This is a genomic window from Fluviicola sp. (assembly GCF_039596355.1).
Classification (GTDB): Bacteria; Bacteroidota; Bacteroidia; order Flavobacteriales_D; family Crocinitomicaceae; genus Fluviicola.
The window spans coordinates 146184-163105 of sequence record NZ_JBCNJW010000005.1 but is presented as its reverse complement, the minus strand read 5'-3'; the positions used below and the strand labels follow the sequence as shown (position 1 = coordinate 163105).

Annotated in this window: 14 protein-coding genes; 3 read left to right on the top strand and 11 right to left on the bottom strand. The window is 45.9% G+C overall.

What is annotated here, in order from left to right:
• Position 1: 1 nt before the first annotated feature.
• From ABDV94_RS11990 to ABDV94_RS11980, 3 genes are all read right to left on the bottom strand, one after another.
• Positions 2–1258, bottom strand: coding sequence for an FtsX-like permease family protein (locus tag ABDV94_RS11990; protein ID WP_343747424.1), 1257 nt, complete (start codon positions 1256–1258; stop codon positions 2–4).
• Positions 1255–2331: an efflux RND transporter periplasmic adaptor subunit gene (locus tag ABDV94_RS11985; protein ID WP_343747423.1), complete on the bottom strand. Its 1077-nt coding sequence runs from the start codon at positions 2329–2331 to the stop codon at positions 1255–1257. The genes ABDV94_RS11990 and ABDV94_RS11985 overlap by 4 nt, the downstream gene beginning before the upstream one ends.
• A gap of 67 nt (positions 2332–2398) precedes the next feature.
• Complete coding sequence (locus tag ABDV94_RS11980; protein WP_343747422.1) at positions 2399–3607, bottom strand: SPOR domain-containing protein; 1209 nt, start codon at positions 3605–3607, stop codon at positions 2399–2401.
• Positions 3608–3884: 277 nt separating this feature from the next.
• On the opposite strand from ABDV94_RS11980, the gene ABDV94_RS11975 reads away from it, so the two are divergent.
• Complete coding sequence (locus ABDV94_RS11975; RefSeq protein WP_343747421.1) at positions 3885–5618, top strand: T9SS type A sorting domain-containing protein; 1734 nt, start codon at positions 3885–3887, stop codon at positions 5616–5618.
• Between the two features lie 217 nt (positions 5619–5835).
• Here ABDV94_RS11975 and ABDV94_RS11970 read toward each other — a convergent pair whose 3' ends face one another.
• The 7 genes from ABDV94_RS11970 to ABDV94_RS11940 form a co-directional block, all read right to left on the bottom strand.
• A complete protein-coding gene (locus ABDV94_RS11970; protein WP_343747420.1) occupies positions 5836–7302 on the bottom strand; it encodes an oligosaccharide flippase family protein in 1467 nt (488 codons plus the stop codon).
• Positions 7303–8085 carry an enoyl-CoA hydratase-related protein gene (locus tag ABDV94_RS11965; RefSeq protein ID WP_343747419.1) on the bottom strand — a complete coding sequence of 261 codons (783 nt, stop codon included), beginning with the start codon at positions 8083–8085 and terminating at the stop codon, positions 7303–7305.
• 83 nt (positions 8086–8168) lie between these two features.
• Positions 8169–8483 carry a helix-turn-helix transcriptional regulator gene (locus ABDV94_RS11960; RefSeq protein WP_343747418.1) on the bottom strand — a complete coding sequence of 105 codons (315 nt, stop codon included), beginning with the start codon at positions 8481–8483 and terminating at the stop codon, positions 8169–8171.
• A 114-nt stretch (positions 8484–8597) separates the two neighbouring features.
• A complete protein-coding gene (gene hemJ, locus ABDV94_RS11955; RefSeq protein ID WP_343747417.1) occupies positions 8598–9146 on the bottom strand; it encodes a protoporphyrinogen oxidase HemJ in 549 nt (182 codons plus the stop codon).
• Between the two features lie 72 nt (positions 9147–9218).
• The gene (locus tag ABDV94_RS11950; RefSeq protein ID WP_343747416.1) at positions 9219–9749 is read right to left on the bottom strand and encodes a hypothetical protein; all 531 of its coding nucleotides are present in this window, start codon (positions 9747–9749) and stop codon (positions 9219–9221) included.
• Positions 9750–9825: 76 nt separating this feature from the next.
• Positions 9826–10593, bottom strand: coding sequence for a cyclase family protein (locus ABDV94_RS11945; RefSeq protein WP_343747415.1), 768 nt, complete (start codon positions 10591–10593; stop codon positions 9826–9828).
• Between the two features lie 4 nt (positions 10594–10597).
• Positions 10598–11404 carry a M48 family metalloprotease gene (locus ABDV94_RS11940; RefSeq protein WP_343747414.1) on the bottom strand — a complete coding sequence of 269 codons (807 nt, stop codon included), beginning with the start codon at positions 11402–11404 and terminating at the stop codon, positions 10598–10600.
• A gap of 114 nt (positions 11405–11518) precedes the next feature.
• On the opposite strand from ABDV94_RS11940, the gene uvrC reads away from it, so the two are divergent.
• Positions 11519–13321, top strand: a complete 1803-nt coding sequence (gene uvrC, locus ABDV94_RS11935) for an excinuclease ABC subunit UvrC (protein ID WP_343747413.1) — start codon at positions 11519–11521, stop codon at positions 13319–13321.
• A 109-nt stretch (positions 13322–13430) separates the two neighbouring features.
• Here uvrC and ABDV94_RS11930 read toward each other — a convergent pair whose 3' ends face one another.
• The gene (locus tag ABDV94_RS11930; protein ID WP_343747412.1) at positions 13431–15773 is read right to left on the bottom strand and encodes a TonB-dependent receptor; all 2343 of its coding nucleotides are present in this window, start codon (positions 15771–15773) and stop codon (positions 13431–13433) included.
• A gap of 43 nt (positions 15774–15816) precedes the next feature.
• Here ABDV94_RS11930 and dprA point away from each other — a divergent pair, with 43 nt between their 5' ends.
• Positions 15817–16920, top strand: coding sequence for a DNA-processing protein DprA (gene dprA / locus ABDV94_RS11925; RefSeq protein ID WP_343747411.1), 1104 nt, complete (start codon positions 15817–15819; stop codon positions 16918–16920).
• Positions 16921–16922: the final 2 nt, after the last annotated feature.

Genomic DNA, 16922 nt, shown 5'->3' with positions numbered 1-16922 from the left:
ACTATTTTCCTCTGATAATGACTACCGGATCCACTTTACTTGCTTTCCGGGACGGAAAATATCCCGCATAGTAGGTCGTGATCACCGAAAAAATTCCCCCGATCAGGTAATACCGCGGATCGTAATTGATCGGGTAAGTCTTCACCGTCGGAAGTGCCTCGGTTTTGAACGGAATGTGATCAATTCCCGATGAAATGAGAAAGCCGAAAAAGAGTCCGAACAAACCGCCGAAAACACCGATTGTCAATGCAATGGTAATGAACACGCGTTTCACGTCTTTCCCCGCAAAACCGGTTGCTTTGAGAATCGCAATGGTGTCCATTTTCTCATAGATCATCATGTTCAGGATGTTGTAGATTCCAAAACCCGCCACAATGAGCAAAGTAATTCCAACCGCGTAGGAAATCAAGGTCCGGATCGATGTTCCGGTTTCGAACTGTGCATTCGCCGTTTGGATATCGACTGCTTCCACATCGTAAATCTGCCGGTATTCTTTCGCCACTTCCGGAGCCTGGTTCATATCGAGCAATTTTACCTGGATATCGGTCATGTAACTGTTATTTTCACCCAGCAGTTTCTGAGCCGTTGCCATGGAAACATAACTCTGCACTTTGTCCACATCCTGGATTCCGGATTGAAAATACCCGACCACTTTCATCTGAAAACGCTCGCCCCTGGAAGTCGTGATCTGGATATTGTCTCCCACATTGGCCAGGATTTGTTCTGCCGCACCTTTTCCCAGGATCACGCTGTTCGGAACGTTTTTCAAATCCTGGTAATCTCCTTCCACCACGTATTCCGAAAAGGAAAACAGACGGTTTTCTTCTGCGACATCAATTCCGTTCAGGACTCCGTTCAGATCCACAGATCCCACATTGTAAAAAACCTGGACGTTGACCTTCGGACTCACACCCAACACCCGTGGATCGTCTTTCAATGATTTGATAATAGCAGCACTGTTGCGGATATCCAGCAGTTCGTTTTTAGGTTTCACCGAACTGATAAAGTTGTGTCCGTGATTCCCGGTGGTGTAATCAATCGGTTGCTTTTCCGAAGGAAGGATCTCTTTGTAGATATGCACATGCGGCGTACGATTGAGAATGAGTCCGTCGAGCAGGTTATTCAATCCGGTCATAAAACTCAGGAGCGTAATAAACATCGTGATGCTGAACGTGACACCGATTGCAGCAACCAATGTCTGCTTCCAGCGAGCCATTAACAAGGCCTTTGAAATACTTATGATCAGTTTGAATCTCATTCGGTTTCCAACATTATTTCATCCGAAGCTTTCAGGCCCGAAAGAATCTCCACGTATTCAAAATCGCGCAGGCCGACCGTTACTTTCACTTTTCTACCATCAGCCAGCTGAACGGAATCTCCCTTTAAAAGATAGGTTCTCGGGATCGTCAGTACTTTTTTCCGGGATTCGAGCACGATATTGGCTTCAAAAGAAGTGTTCGGAAAAATGCGTTTCGGTGCTTTGGTAAAAACGGCTTCCACCTTGAACGTCTTGGAACGCTCGTTCATCAGCGGATTGATTTTGCTGACCTTCGCCTCAAACACCTGTCCTTTGTAGCTGTCCATCGTTACATAAACACGCATATTCAAATTAATTTTTGCGATATCATATTCATCGACCTGCATTTCCAGGATAAAACTGTCTGAAGCTCCCACCACGGCCAGCGGAACCTGCGGACTGACGAGATCGCCTTTTTCGATCAATACGCTGTAGACTCTTCCATTCAGATCACTCCGGATTTCGAAATCGGAAGCAGATTTGGATGACAAAGCCAGGTTGTTCTTTGCCTGTTTTGCGTTGAAGTTAACTTGTCGTTTCAGATCGTTGTAATGAATTTCTGCATTGGAAACGGCATTTTGAGAACTTTGGTAAGCCAGTTCGCGCTGTTCGAGTTCCACCTTCGAAATCACATTTTGGCGGAACAGGTTTAACTGCCGCACATATAAAAGCGAATCCGTTTTGAGTTTTTCCCGTGCCAGCACAATGGCATTCCGTGCATCTTCCAGTTTATCCCGGTTTTCATTCAAATCGTAGTAAGATGCCGAAAGTGCTGCGTTTTCTTCATTAATCCGCTGCACCTTGTTGTCGATTCGAAAGAGCAATTGTCCTTTTACAACCGGATCTCCGTCATCGACCAAAATATCCTGAACGGTTCCGGAAACAAGCGGAACAACCTGGTATTGGTTTTTACTTTTGATGGTTCCCGATGCGTAAATGGAGGATGAAATGTCCTGAACCTGCGGATGAATGGTTTCCGACTTCGGGCCGCAGGAGACGAGCAGCAATAATGCGATTGCAAGGAATGTTCTCATCGGTAACTGAATACTAGTTTACTACCAATGAATATACGAACTTAATTTGTAAAAATGAGCTTCTTGCCTACTTTAAAATCCAGGGAGCAATTCCAAGTGATTTCAGCTTCGGCTCCAACTGTTTGAACTGAGTGGTGCTTCCGGCAGTAACGCGGATTTTTCCATCTTTTTCAATGACTTTCCCGGAAATTCCGTTGGAGGCAAGCAGTTGAACCAACTCGTCTGCATTTTGTTTGCTGGAATAACTTCCTACGATGATCTGCGCTCCGGAAGTCGTAGAAACTGCAGGCGTAGTCACTGCCTGAACCGGTTTCGGAGTTTCTTTGGCAACTGCAGGTACAGCTTTCTCTTCGGGCTTTTCTTCTTTCGGCAGTGCCTGCGCTTTTTGTTTGTTCAATGAAACCGGAACGTAGGTGTCTTCATCCATTTCGTAGGAAAACGTTTCTACATTCTTCGGTAAATTTTCCAGTTGTTTTTTGCTTTTACGCTCTGTGAACTGGTAGCTGCTTTCAGGAGTTTTGTATGTTCCCGGTTTTCCGGAATGGAACGGATTGAAATCAGACAGTGAAATGACTCCTGATTCGAGTACGTCTGTTTTTACCGGAATCCAGAAAGAGTAAAACGCGATAGGGAGCAAGCAAGCCGCAGCCACATAACGCCAGGTACTTGATTTCTTTTTCACCGCAAGTGTCGGGTGAGCGATCGCTTCTTCCCGCACCACTTCGAGTACCGGAATGATTGGTTCTTCCGTCAGGATAAAAGAAGGCTCTGATTTCGGAGCAACCTGTTTCTCTTCGATTTCGACGGCTTTCACCAGGTGCATCATGGCTTGATGAGATTCCTTCGCCTGGGCATCCGCTGCCGAGATGAAATGCACGGAACTCAATCCGAAAGATTCCAGCAATAAATTGTAGAAACGATCCTGTTCAAAACACAGGTTTCGCTCCTGGTCGTAAAACAGATTCCCAACACGGTCAATCGTGATTCTTCCCCCCATCTGAAGCTTTGCCTCCCATTCCAGCATGTGTGCCTGAACTTCGTGAGCCGCTTCGGTGTAGCTGATCGCATTTGCCTGTGACAAAGCTGAAATCAGTAAACCATCGTTATTGATTAATTGCTTGTTAAACAACACAGATTTTCGCGGTGGGACGATGGTTCCTTTCACCGGATCGATTTTAGCAGACATGCGTTGTGCTACAAACCCTCCGAACGAAGGAACGATGACACAATTGTGTTGCAATAATAAATCTCCAATAAGTTGTTCAACTGTCAGCATGTCACAAAGTTACGAAAAACCATTCTGTTATACGTAAGATAGTAAAAAGAGTTGCACGAATGGCATGATTCGTGTAGATTTATTGCAAACCTGGTGCCTGATTTGTTTTAATTATCAATCGTTTATCTCCTTCTTCCGACTGAAATTACACCTTGAGTACCTGTAGTTTCAGGAAGGTATTTTGCTTCCATTTTTGTTCTTTTTCCAACTTTTTCCGGTGGCAAAAAGTTGGAAAAACGGTGAAATTTCCGTATCTTTGATTTTTAAAATCACCTATATGAAACACCTTTATCTTATCGCTTTTGCGATCTTTTCTCTCATGGGGTCAAACCAAAGTTTGGCTCAAAATGTCATCAAAACAAATGCCAGTGGAATCGGCACCTGTGACGGAACAGCATTTAACTCCGCTTATTTTTGGATAATCGATTATCCTGGTATGTGGAGTTGGCACTGGGAGCAGGATTCGACACCAATTGCCGGAGCCGACTCCATAATTACCAACCTGTGCCCCGGAAATTACTTCCTTGTTTCGGATTCTGCGGGAATTCCTGTTTACTGGGAATCCTTCACGATTGAAGACCCGTGTTCCGATTTCTTGTACAACCTTGGCTACATGCATTCCAGCCCGAATCTCTGCACCGGGTCTATCAATTTTTATGCATACGGAGGCACGCTTCCTCACACCTACAGCTGGTCGAACGGAGATAGCACCTCATATATCGAGAATTTATGTGCCGGTGATTACACGGTCACAGTAACCGATTCACTCGGATGTACCCAAACCCAAACGATTACGATTATCGAAGAAGCTCTTAACGGAACGCTGTTTGTCGATAATGGCTATTATGCCAATTGTTCCGGACAAGCTTCTATCACGCCATACGGCGGAACCCCTCCTTATTCCTTTCACTGGAGTACGGGCGACACAACGGAATACCAGCAGTATTTATGCGATGGTTCCTATTCCGTAATGGTAGTAGACGCTGCCAATGATTCAATCAACTTCTCATTTACGATCCAGGCGCAGTATGTACGTCCACTCGCTGCAGATCAATGGGTTTACGATGATTACAATTCGAATTGCTCCGGCTATGCATATGTTAACCCAACCGGTGGAACGCAGCCGTATTCCATTCACTGGAGTAACGGAGACTCATCGTATGACGGATACAACTTATGCACAGGAACTTACACCGTAACAATCGTCGATGCAGTGAATGATTCCGTGACTCTTACGATCAACGTCGGTCCGTTTCCTGAACCGCTTTCTGCTGAATTCTGGTCTTACAACAATTCCTATTTGTACAACTCTTCGGAATGTTCCGGAATTGCATCGGTTCATCCGCACGGTGGAACTCCTCCTTATTCCATTCTTTGGGATACGTATGATATGACGGAGTCCGTTGAATATTTGTGTATCGGAAACCACTTTGTAACGGTTGTGGATGCAGCAAATGATTCGTTGTTCTTTTCCTTTACGATTGAGAAACCGTTTGCTACTACTTTCTGGACTTCCAACAATGCAGCGGATTGTGCCGGTGCTGCAATGATTTATCCATACGGAGGAACGCCTCCTTACTCCATCCTTTGGAATACAGGAGACACTATCCAATATATTGACAGTTTGTGTCCCGGAACGTATACCGTATCTGTGGTCGATGCAAGCCATACAGACACCCTGGTTACGACATTCACGCTAACCGATTCGTCTGTTTTTTACAGAGATAATGCATCTGCTGTTTCAGATTTATCTGTAACGGAAATCCAAAATCCGTTGGAATCTGTTTCGGTTTATCCGAATCCATTCAACGATGTGATTAAAATCGACAACCAGGCGGGCGCTGTTCAGTCTATGAAACTGGTTGATTTGAACGGGCGCGTTTTGGCTGAAAAAACGGCTGTAACCTCCGGAGTGATTGAATTTAATGAGCTGGAATCTGTGAGTCGCGGAACTTACATGCTGATCCTTACGGGTGACAAGCATTCCAAAACGTACAAACTGATTAAATAGCTTTTCAAAATAAAAGAGAAAGCCCTGATTCGAATGAGTCGGGGTTTTTTGTTTTGTATGATTTGTCGTTAAAATGCAGATGCGAATTTTGGGAACTAATCACAATCGATACCCAGACTTAATTCTACCACAAATGCGCAAATTTTTAGCTCGGCTACTCCCGAAAGAAATCGGGACAGGCTGCGCTCGCTCTTAAACCTATTGAAGAAATTAATTTTTACTTCTTGCGCAATGCGGAAAGCTTCACTCCTTCTACCGACAATACAATGTAAATGTAGCCCACGATCAGGAGGTTGTTTACTACAAACTGGATAACCGCGTGATCGCCATATGGGATTTTGCCGGCTACGAAATAGATCAGGATGCTTAATCCCAGGTAGAGGAAAAATTTGCGCAGGTTGTATTTGATCGGGAAATGTTTTTGTCCCCAGAGATAGGAAACCACCATCTGGAATGCGTAAACGATCATGGTTGCCCAGGCACTTGCCACATAACCGAATTTCGGGATGAACAGGTAATTGATCCCGATGGTCAGGATGGCTCCCATAATGGAAATATAGGCTCCAAATTTGGTTTGATTGGTGAGTTTGTACCAGATACTTTGGTTGAAATAAATTCCAAGGAAAACATTTGCCAGGAGCAAAACCGGCACGATCTTCAACCCTTCCCAATAGGTTTCACTGGCTATGAAGTGCTTGAAAATATCGAGGTTCATCGACACTCCCAGGAAGACAACGCAGACAATTGCCACAAAGTAATTCATCAGTTTCACGTAGAGTTTGTTCCGGTCCTGGTTCTTCATTTGGTTGAAAAAGAATGGCTCGGCGGCATAGCGATACGCCTGGAGCAGGATCGTTACCAGCATCGCCAATTTATAGCAGGCGCTGTAAATCCCGATTTCGGCATCGGCCATTTTAGCGGTGAATCCGTTTGCGGGATCGTAGAGCATCTGCTTGAGCATAATCCGGTCGATTACTTCGTTGATGATTCCAGCAAATCCTGCTATGACAATCGGGATTGCATAAACGAGCATTTTTCTCAGAAGCGGAATGTCCACTTTGAAACGAATTTCCTTGAAATCATTCCGAAGGAATAAAGGCTTCACCAAACTGGAAATCAGGTTGGCAATCAGGATGAAAAATACGCCGTCTTTCGGATTTTCCGGATCTACAAAGAACAAGAGCAGTACTACATTGAGCAGGATATTCACCCCGATTGACGAGAACTGGATGATGGCAAATTGTTTGGCTTTTTCTTCCGCCCGCAATTTGGCCAACGGCAGGCTTGAAGTGGCATCGACTACGACAATGGCTCCCATCAAAATAATGTATTCCGGGTGACCATCGAAGAGCAGGGCATTGGCGATTCCTTCGTCGAAAAAGAAGACCACCAGGAAAAAAGCCAGGTTTAACAGAACCACCGTGAGGAAACTATTCCGGAAAACCTGCTTCCGGTTGTCACTGTCCTGGATAAACCGGAAATAAGTCGTTTCCATCCCGAAAGTGAGCAAAATCATTAAAAAGGCTACAAAGGCATACAATTGCGATACCACTCCATATTCTTCAGGATGTTTATCAAACACCGAAGTATAGAGCGGCACCAATAAATAGTTCAGGGTTCTCCCCAAAATGGTGGATAACCCATAAACAGCTGTTTGCCCCAATAACTTTTTAAGTGGATTCAATTATCCTCTGAAGTTTGGTTTTCTTTTTTCAATGAATGCTCCGGTTCCTTCTTTGAAGTCGGCAGTTCCGAAACATTTCCCGAACTCTTCTACTTCCGTATCAAAACCAGCCTGACCTCCTTCAGCATACAGTGCATTGACCGCACGAATGGCAGAAGCGATCGCCGTTCCGGAGTTTTTCAGGATTTTGTTTGCTAATTCATTTGCCAGGTCGAGCAGTTCTTCCGGTGCACATACGTGGTTTACCAGTCCCCACGCTTTTGCTTCGTCAGCCGGGATCATTCCTGCCGTGAAGATCATTTCGTTTGCTTTTCCGCGTCCCACCAATTGTGTCAGGCGCTGTGTTCCTCCATATCCCGGAATCACTCCCAAAGACACTTCAGGAAGTCCCATTTTTGCATTGCTGGATGCGATGCGGATATGTGAAGCCATTGCGAGTTCCAATCCTCCACCCAACGCAAATCCGTTTACGGCAGCAATCACCGGTGTGGTCATGTTTTCGATAAATGAGAACAGGATTTTTTGCCCCTGCGCAGCCAGTTCGCGTCCTTCTGCTACTGAGAAATCTGCAAATTCCTTGATATCTGCTCCGGCAACAAATGCTTTTTCTCCTGATCCGGTCAGGATTACTACTCCTGTTCCGGAATCCTGGTTTGCCTCGTCCAGTGCCTGGTTCAATTCCGAAATCGTCTGTTTGTTGAGTGCATTTAACTGATTCGGTCTGTTGATGGTGATTGTGCGGATGTGTCCGTTTTGAGACACGAAGATATTTTCGTACGCCATGTTTAAAGTCTTTTGGTAAAGTTATTGACTTATTTCTGAAGTTGTACTTTTTTGGTGGATTTCCGCAATATTACGTCCGGTATTCAGCATCGTCCAAACACTCTGTCGACCACTTCTTCCATCATCGCACCCGCATTCGGATTCAGGCAATAGTAATGAATATTGGAAAAATCGTCAAAGCCTTCAAGAAACAATTTCGAATCCAGCAGTTCTTTCAAGTGCTGACTAACTGTGGATTTGGAAAGCCTGGTAACACGAATTAGTTCGCGACTGTTTGCCCGAAAATGACTGTTCAGATGTTCCAGGATTGCAATTCTGGCAGGATGCCCCATTGCGTCCGAAAGTTGTGCGCATCTCAGCTGAGACGGCTGGTACTGTTCTCTTTTTGTTGATCCCATTTTGACTACTTTCTTATTTAATTTAAGAAAAAAGTTCCCTTCAAACAAGAGCAAAAAGAAAAAAGTTGGGCGTAATTCCACTTCGCCGCGGCGAATTACGTCCAGGGTGAAAGATCAATTTTTCCGCAGTTTCTTATACAGCTTAATCCCCAACATCAACGCAATCCCTACTCCGAAGAAGCCCAGCACACCGCCCAGCCAGCCCAGGTTCGATTGCATGACCACCAGGAAAACAATCGAAACCAGCAGCAGAGTCGCCACTTCATTCCAGATACGCAAATGACCGGATTTCCATTTCGAGGAACGTTCTTTCAGGCGATTCATGATTCCCTGGCAGATGAAATGATACACCAGCAGGATTGCCACAAACGTTAATTTGATATGCATCCACGACATTTTGAGCAGGGCCGGATTACTGATCAGCATGATGGTTCCGAAGACCACCGTCAGGATCATTGCCGGGGTCGTGATGATATACCACAAACGGTTCTGCATCACATCGAACTGCTCCTGCAGGATCCGTTTTTCATCTTCCGGACGCATATTGGCTTCCGTGTGGTAGATAAACAAGCGGACCATGTAGAACAATCCCGCAAACCAGCTCACCACAAAAATGATGTGCAGCGCTTTCCAGACAGCGTAATTTTCGATCAAAAAATTCATCTCTGCAAAGGTAAGGTAAAAAGAAACGGGAACACACATTGCGCTCCCGTTCCCAAATCCGATATGTTGTGATTACACTTTCATTCCTTTTACTACGCGGTCTTTGCGTTTTGTTTTCTGCATTTTTTTCAGACGAACCTGCAGGAATGCGCTGCTACCTCCGGAAGCAACCGTAAATGTTTCGTTTCCGTATTCCAATGTTCCGCCATTGCTTTTCCAATCTGCCACCAGGTAGTATTTTCCGCTGGTTTGTGTTGCACGTGTAGCGAACTTAATCACTTTCCCGGAACCAATTTCAAAACGAACGATTACCTCGTTGTTCGGACCAATTTTTTCAAAAACTCCACGGGTATTGGAAGGAATGATGACTCTGTTCTGTGTTTTGGAAGAACTCACGACCAATTCTCCCGAGCTCCCTGTTCCCTGGTTTCCGGAAGATTGATTTTTTTCCAGGATAATATTGGAAGAAGTATAAAACTGAACCTTCGTCATATTCTCCGGCGTTAAATCAAAATCCTGTTTTACCTGTTCCGTGTAAGGAATTTTCTGAGCACAGCTTGCTACAAGAAGGGTTAAAACTACAAAAGCAAAAATTCGTTTCATATTTCTATTATTTGTCAAATTTCTCCGACCCCAAAAATAAGGCCACTTTATAATCTATCAGCAAATATAATCTTTTTTAATCCTCCGCATTTCGATGCAAAGGAAACAATACGGGTCTGCTCGGTGTTGCATCATTCACAAATGGTGCGGTCTGCAGGTTGAGCATGTACTCTCCGTCTTCCACTTCATCCGGAATGTAAACCATTTCCGTGATGGTTCTATCGAAGCGCTCATTGTCCGGAACACCCCAAAATCCGTGGTGGAAAGCCAAAACTCCGTTATCTTTTTCACGATCCACAGACGGCGTGTCAATCAGCAGGTGATTGACTCCCAATTGATCCAAAACTGCCAGCACGTCTACATCGCAGTATGCCGGATTGGTATCCGAATAATTCAGGTGCTTCTTTCCGGAATCGTTCGGAAGTGTACGGATCATCAACGCTTCTGCTTTCATTTCTTCCAGGCGGTCTCCGAATGCAGCAGCACTAACGACTCTGTCAATGGAACCATCTTCCTGCACACGCACTTCCGGCTGAACCGTAATTAAGATCGTTTTGTAAAGCAGTTTATCCAAAACCCCATTCACCGAATGCACTTCCGGGGTAATGTGCCCAAGGCACTCCGTGTGTGTTCCGTGTCCATGCGGATTGAATTGAATCGAACGGAAATTAACGCTTCCGCCTTCTGCAACTGCACCTACCCATCCGTTTTCGCGAACAGGTTCAATTCGCGGTGGCGCTACATACCAGGCTCGAACATTTTCTTCACTCCCTTCCAAGGGAATCGAACAATCAATCCCTTCGTTGGTCAATACATAACTTCCGTCTTCTAAAAATAACTGCATAGGTTTATTTAGGCAATTTTGCCATGATTCGTTTGTATTCGCTTGCAAAGTCATTTACGCCCTGACAAGCTAATTCTATTTTATAGTTTTTAAATGCTTCAATTCTGTTTTCCGGGTTCGGGTGTGTACTCAAAAACTCCGGTGTGCGGGAACCTCCGGCAGCATTGATCTTTTCAAAGAATCCGGCTCCTCCGTCTGCCTGGTATACGGTCGGACACAAATACGTTACCGAGCCTTTATCTGCTTCTGCCTCGTGGTTCCGGGAGAACTTCAACCCGATCAAACCTGCCGTAATCTGTGATAACTGCTGGCGGTTTCCTGCCACGATTGCAAGCAGGGTTTCCACCCCGTACATTTGAGTCATCTGGCGCGTGGAGTGGCGTAAATCCGCATGAGCAATCTCGTGACCCAATACTCCGGCCAGCTCTGCTTCGTTGTCCAAGTATTTCAAAATTCCGGTATAGACGTAGATATATCCGCCCGGCGTACAAAACGCGTTCAGCGTACTGTCATCGTGAATGATGCGCAGTCTCCAGGCAAAATCGTCTTTGTGTTTTACCTGTCCGGAGTTCAAAATATTGTTTCTGATTTTGTAAAGGTATTGGTACACTTCCTTGTTCGAAGCGGAGTCCAATAGCGGATATTCTTTCGGGTTTCCATCGATTTCTGCGGCAACTTGCGCTCCCAGTTCGCGATCCTGTTCCATCGGGAAAATATTAATTCCCGAACCCAGTTTTTTGGATCCGTTACAATTCATTAAAACACTCGCAGAAGCAAGTAACAATGCGGAAAAAACAATAACTCTTCTCATCTTACTGACCTTTGATACAAAAATAGATTAATTCCCAAAACTTTAAGCTTTCGGTTTTTATTTCTCTTCATTAAGAAATCATGATTTTAATACTTCTTGTTTAACTTTACAATAGTGGAGCAGAAAAAAATAGATATCGGATTAAAACTGAAAACACTGCCTGAAAAACCGGGAGTGTACCAGTATTTTGATAAAAACGGAACCATTCTTTACGTCGGGAAGGCGAAAAACCTGAAAAAACGCGTTTCATCCTATTTCAACAAGAATCACGAGCACACCAAAACGTACATTCTCGTCAAGAAAATTGCCGATATCCAGTACATCGTCGTTGACACCGAAATGGATGCGCTTTTGCTGGAAAACAACCTCATCAAGAAGTATCTGCCCAAGTACAACATCCAGCTGAAGGACGATAAAACCTATCCCTGGATTTGTGTAAAAAAAGAACCTTTTCCACGGGTTTTTTCCACCCGCCAGCTGATCAAAGACGGTTCCCGTTATTACGGTCCCTATCCGAGCGGAAGGGTGATGCACACCTTATTGGATTTGATCCGCGACTTGTTTCCGCTTAGGACCTGTGCATTGGATCTGGCCGCGAATAAAATTGAAAAGGGTGCTTACAAAGTGTGCCTGGAATACCACATCGGGAAGTGCAAAGGGCCGTGCGAAGGAAAACAAAAAGCAGCCGAATACAACGGAATGATCGAACAGATTGAAGGAATCCTGAAGGGAAATATCGGTTCGGTGATCCAAAACCTCAAGCAGCTGATGCTGCAGGCTTCCACCGAATTTCGTTTTGAAGATGCACACGACATCAAAACCCGAATCGAAATCCTGGAGAAATACAAAGCCAAATCCACCGTTGTTTCCCCGACGATCCACCAGGTGGACGTCGTAACGATGGTAGAGGACAACGATACCGTTTTCGTCAATTACCTGGTGATCAATTACGGGGCGATTATTCACGGAATCACGGTGGAGGTGAAACGCAAACTGGACGAAACACAGGAAGATATCATCACCTTTGTGCTTCCGGAACTGCGCGAACGTTTCCAGAGCGAGGCCAGGGAAATCCTGGTGGAATCAGAAGTGGACTGGGAAATGGAAGGTGTCCGTTTCTTTGCACCACAGCGGGGAGACAAAAAAGCACTGATTGATTTGTCGCTGCGCAACGCCAAGTTCTACCGACTGGAGAAAATCAAGCAGGAAAAGATCAAGGACCCGGAAAAGCACACCAACCGTATCCTGGAAACCATGAAAACCGATCTGCGTTTAAAAGAACTACCGGTTCATATTGAGTGTTTCGATAACTCGAACATCCAGGGAACAAATCCGGTCTCAGCCTGCGTGGTATTCAAAGATGCCAAGCCCAGCAAAAAGGATTACCGTCATTTCAACGTACAAACCGTGGAAGGTCCGGACGATTTCGCTACTATGCGCGAAGCCGTTTACCGCCGCTACAAACGCCTGTTGGAAGAAGAACAGCCGCTTCCGCAACTCATCATCATTGATGGTGGTAAGGGACAGCTTGGAGCCGCACTGGAATCCCTGGAAAAATTAAACCTCCGCGGAAAAGTGGCCATTATCGGGATTGCGAAACGTTTGGAAGAATTATTCTACCCAGGCGACAGTCTGCCGTTGTACCTCGACAAGCGATCGGAAACGCTGAAAGTCATCCAGCATTTGAGAAACGAAGCACACCGCTTTGGAATTACGCACCACCGCAACCGCCGAAGCAAAAGTGCTTTGAACAACGAACTGGAGCAAATTCCGGGAATCGGGGAGAAAACCGTTCAGGACCTCATCAAGGCGTTCAAATCCGTAAAACGGGTGAAGGAGCAAAACGAGGAAAGCCTTGCTTCTGTTGTCGGAAAAGCCAAAGCGAAAGTGATTACGCAGTTTTTTCAGGCGAAATAGCTTTCTTCGATTCATAAGCCTGTGTTCTCGATACATCCCGACTAAAACGTCGGGAAACTCGAACAGACAGGCCTACTGAAATATCGGGATACGCGACAAGACGGGAGTCTCACATCTTATAACTCAACTGCACAATAAAGTTTCTCGGAGCCTGCACATCACCGGGACGCGTCATGTATTCGGCATTGGCAATGTTGTTCACAATAAACGCAATTTTGTATTTTTCCTGGTAGGTATAGCCGATCCGCGCATCAAAAACGATGGTCACTCCGTCGTGTTCCTGACGGTATGTTTTCAAGCCCGGCAAAATTTGCTGACCCAAAATCCCATTCTCGAAAATCGCATCGATATTCTGCATGTAGCTGTTCATGCGCATGGATCCGCCAATGCTGACTCCTTTGTATTCGAGCTGGATATCTGCCTTTGCCAAATGCTTGAAACGGTATTTGAGCATGTTGGTCGACGTATCGGAAAACGTGGTGCGGTAAGTGGAATCCCGGTTCTTTGAAATCGGGTTCATGTAGGTATAGCCCATCAGCGCCAACACGGAAATTGGTCCGATTTTTCCTTCCCCGGAAATGGATATTTCAGCTCCTGTAATTTCAGCGGATTCGGCATTTTGTGCCCGGAATCCAAGCCATTTCTTGTAATATCCCGGCGAGTTCGGATCGAAGAAATTAAACGGGATCGAATCCGGCTTGTAGCTTCCGAAGGTGAATTCCATCATGTTGTCGTAGTGGTTGATAAATCCGGCAACATCTACAAACCCTTTCCATTTCCCGATTTTCACTCCCTGCTTCAAACCAATCTCTGCTGCCCAGCCGGTTTCCGGTTTCAACTGCGGATTCGGGAAAATGACCAATCCCCCGACAGAAGTCGTGGTGTAGCGTTCTGCAACACTTGGGTAACGCACTCCCTGTCCGAATGAAGCGCGCAAATGCGTATGCTTTGCTACGGCATAGTGAATCCCGGAACGGAGAATCGGGCGAATCGGGATTTTTTTGGTGGAGTCTTTTCCGAAGTAATAATCGGAATCTCCACGGATTCCGTCCTGTTGAAAATACTCTCCCCGGACTCCCAAAACGATGTTCAGTTTTTTCCAGTTCTTTTCTCCCTGCAGGTACAACGCACCGTTTAGCGAGTTGTGGTCTCCGAACAAATACGACCTGACCTCATTGGCAATCGCCGTGACCCCGGTTGTGAGCACCCAGGAATTGTTATTCCATCCGCGCTGAAACTGGTAATCTCCATACCACACTTCGGATTTGGAGCTTTGGGACAGGTTGGTGAAGTTTTTATTGTCGACGAAATACAAGCGTCCCCGCAACTGGTGTTTGTTTCCGAATTTGTCGAGGTATTTGATTGTCGGGTCAACCGACACGCGGATTCCACGGTTGTAGGTCAAGCTCGATCCAGGCTGGCTCGTATCTGCTCCTCCGAAAGGCTGGTAGGCAAAGGTATCGCTCTGCCAGATAATGAAGTTCCCGGTTTTCTGCAATTGCGCGTTCCAACCCAGGGAAGCTTTGAAGTTCTTGATGTTTTTCGGGCGGTAACTGATGGTTCCGTTAAACCTTCCGCGGTCTTCAGTTTCTCCCTGCCGGTAACCGTCGTTGGTGTAGCCGTAAGCTCCCAGCGTGAGTCCGAAGCGTCCGAATTGTTTGGAAAACGTGAGGTCTCCCTGGTAAAACTGCCGTGTTTTCGACCACCATTTCAAGGTCGATCGTCTCGGATTATCATAGGCTCCGCCCTGAAGCTGCACGTTCAGGCTGGTTTTTTCTGTGGGTTCCCGTTCGATGAGTGAAATCATCCCGTTTAAAGCACCGGATCCGTAAAGCACCGAAGATGCTCCTTTGACTACTTCAATTTGCTGGGCGTTTTCAATCGGAATGGCATTCCATTTCGCATCACCGACATCTGCAGAAAGCAATGGAATTTCATTCCACAACACCAAAACCCGGCTTCCTGCTCCATAGGTAAAACCGCTTCCACCGCGAATGCTCACCTGCCCGTCCATCGTGTACGCTCCCGGAACCTGATCTACTGCCTGCTCCAAATCCGTGATTCCTTTATTGGCAATTAATTCCGGTTTGATGATGTCCAGGGAAATAGTCAGCTCTTCTACGGATTGTTGTCTGCGGGAAGCAGCCACCACTACAGGCCCCAACTCCTTTACCGAAACCAGTGGTTTTAATAAGATATTGATCTTGGGCTGATCCAGCAAAACGGTGTCTGTGTAATAATCTGCCGCCGAAACAATACACTTTACCGGAAGTGCATCTGCTTTTAGCAAAAAAGCGCCGTTTTCATCCGATTGTGCCTGCATCCCACCCATGATTCTGAGCTGCGTAAAAGGAATGATTTCATTCGTTTCCTTGTCACGCACCGTTCCGGTAATCTCCTGAGAGAAAAGATAATAAGGGAGGGAAAAAAGTAGGAGTAGCACTTGTTTCATACAGGCAAATTTTGTAGCTTCAAGAGACCAAAGTACCAAAAAATTGAATTTCACAACTATTCATCATCAAATTGCACTTACGTTTTTAAGTGGTATCGGAAGCCGGAGAGCACGCATGATTGTTTCACACTTCAACGACCTGGAAGCATTCTTTGCCGAGAAACGTTTAAACCTCGCAAAGATTCCCGGAATTCCAGCTGATTTCGTTTCCCTCAAACAACGCCTGAATGCCCTGAGTGAAGCAGATAAAGTGTTGCAGGAACTGGAACGCATCGGGGCAAAAACCGTTTTCTTTACCGAGAAAGGCTATCCCAGAAGGCTGAAACAATGTGAAGATGCTCCGTTATTGCTCTACAGCAAAGGAAACATCGACTGGAATCCCGAAAAAACGATTGCGGTGGTAGGAACGCGCCACGCAACCGATTACGGAAAAGCACTCACCCATGAATTGATTGAAGGACTTGCAGAGCACGGAGTAACCGTTGTGAGCGGAATGGCATATGGCATTGACATCTGCGCCCACCAGGAAGCCCTGAAGTTCAACTTGCCGACCTGGGGCGTTCTGGGTCACGGCTTGTCGAAAATGTACCCGCGGGAGCACCGCAAAATTGCAGACCGCATGCTGGAAAGCGGCGGCATCATCAGTGAATTTATTCCTTCTCAGAAAGCAGAACCCGGCCATTTCCCGATGCGGAACCGGATTGTAGCTGGATTGGCAGATGCCACCGTTGTTATTGAAAGCGGAGAAAAAGGCGGTTCACTCATCACGGCAAACTTAGCCACTGATTATAACCGCGACGTGTTCGCTTATCCGGGCGATATTTCACGACCTTATTCCAAAGGATGTCTCGACCTGATCCGGAAAAACCAGGCAGCTTTGATCCGCAACGCTTCCGACCTGGTGGAGTACATGAACTGGCAAGTTTCAGAGCCAAACCAGGACAGGCAGCGGGCATTATTCGTGGACTTGAATCAACGGGAGGAAAAAATTATGACCGTTATGCGTACCAAACCGGAGCTGACATTAGACGCAATCGGTTACCTGGCATCGCTCACAATCAGTGAAGTTACCGGCGATCTGCTCAACCTTGAATTTAAAGGTTTGATCCGTGCACTGCCCGGAAGGCGCTTTCAACTAATACACTAAAG

Excerpts from the sequence above, each read along its gene's own strand:
- ABDV94_RS11975 (WP_343747421.1), top strand. The coding sequence starts at position 3,885 with ATGAAACACCTTTATCTTATCGCTTTTGCGATCTTTTCTCTCATGGGG.
- ABDV94_RS11930 (WP_343747412.1), bottom strand. The coding sequence starts at position 15,773 with ATGAAACAAGTGCTACTCCTACTTTTTTCCCTCCCTTATTATCTTTTC.
- ABDV94_RS11985 (WP_343747423.1), bottom strand. The coding sequence starts at position 2,331 with ATGAGAACATTCCTTGCAATCGCATTATTGCTGCTCGTCTCCTGCGGC.
- ABDV94_RS11990 (WP_343747424.1), bottom strand. The coding sequence starts at position 1,258 with ATGAGATTCAAACTGATCATAAGTATTTCAAAGGCCTTGTTAATGGCT.
- ABDV94_RS11965 (WP_343747419.1), bottom strand. The coding sequence starts at position 8,085 with ATGGCGTACGAAAATATCTTCGTGTCTCAAAACGGACACATCCGCACA.
- ABDV94_RS11980 (WP_343747422.1), bottom strand. The coding sequence starts at position 3,607 with ATGCTGACAGTTGAACAACTTATTGGAGATTTATTATTGCAACACAAT.
- ABDV94_RS11960 (WP_343747418.1), bottom strand. The coding sequence starts at position 8,483 with ATGGGATCAACAAAAAGAGAACAGTACCAGCCGTCTCAGCTGAGATGC.
- hemJ (WP_343747417.1), bottom strand. The coding sequence starts at position 9,146 with ATGAATTTTTTGATCGAAAATTACGCTGTCTGGAAAGCGCTGCACATC.
- ABDV94_RS11940 (WP_343747414.1), bottom strand. The coding sequence starts at position 11,404 with ATGAGAAGAGTTATTGTTTTTTCCGCATTGTTACTTGCTTCTGCGAGT.
- ABDV94_RS11945 (WP_343747415.1), bottom strand. The coding sequence starts at position 10,593 with ATGCAGTTATTTTTAGAAGACGGAAGTTATGTATTGACCAACGAAGGG.
- ABDV94_RS11950 (WP_343747416.1), bottom strand. The coding sequence starts at position 9,749 with ATGAAACGAATTTTTGCTTTTGTAGTTTTAACCCTTCTTGTAGCAAGC.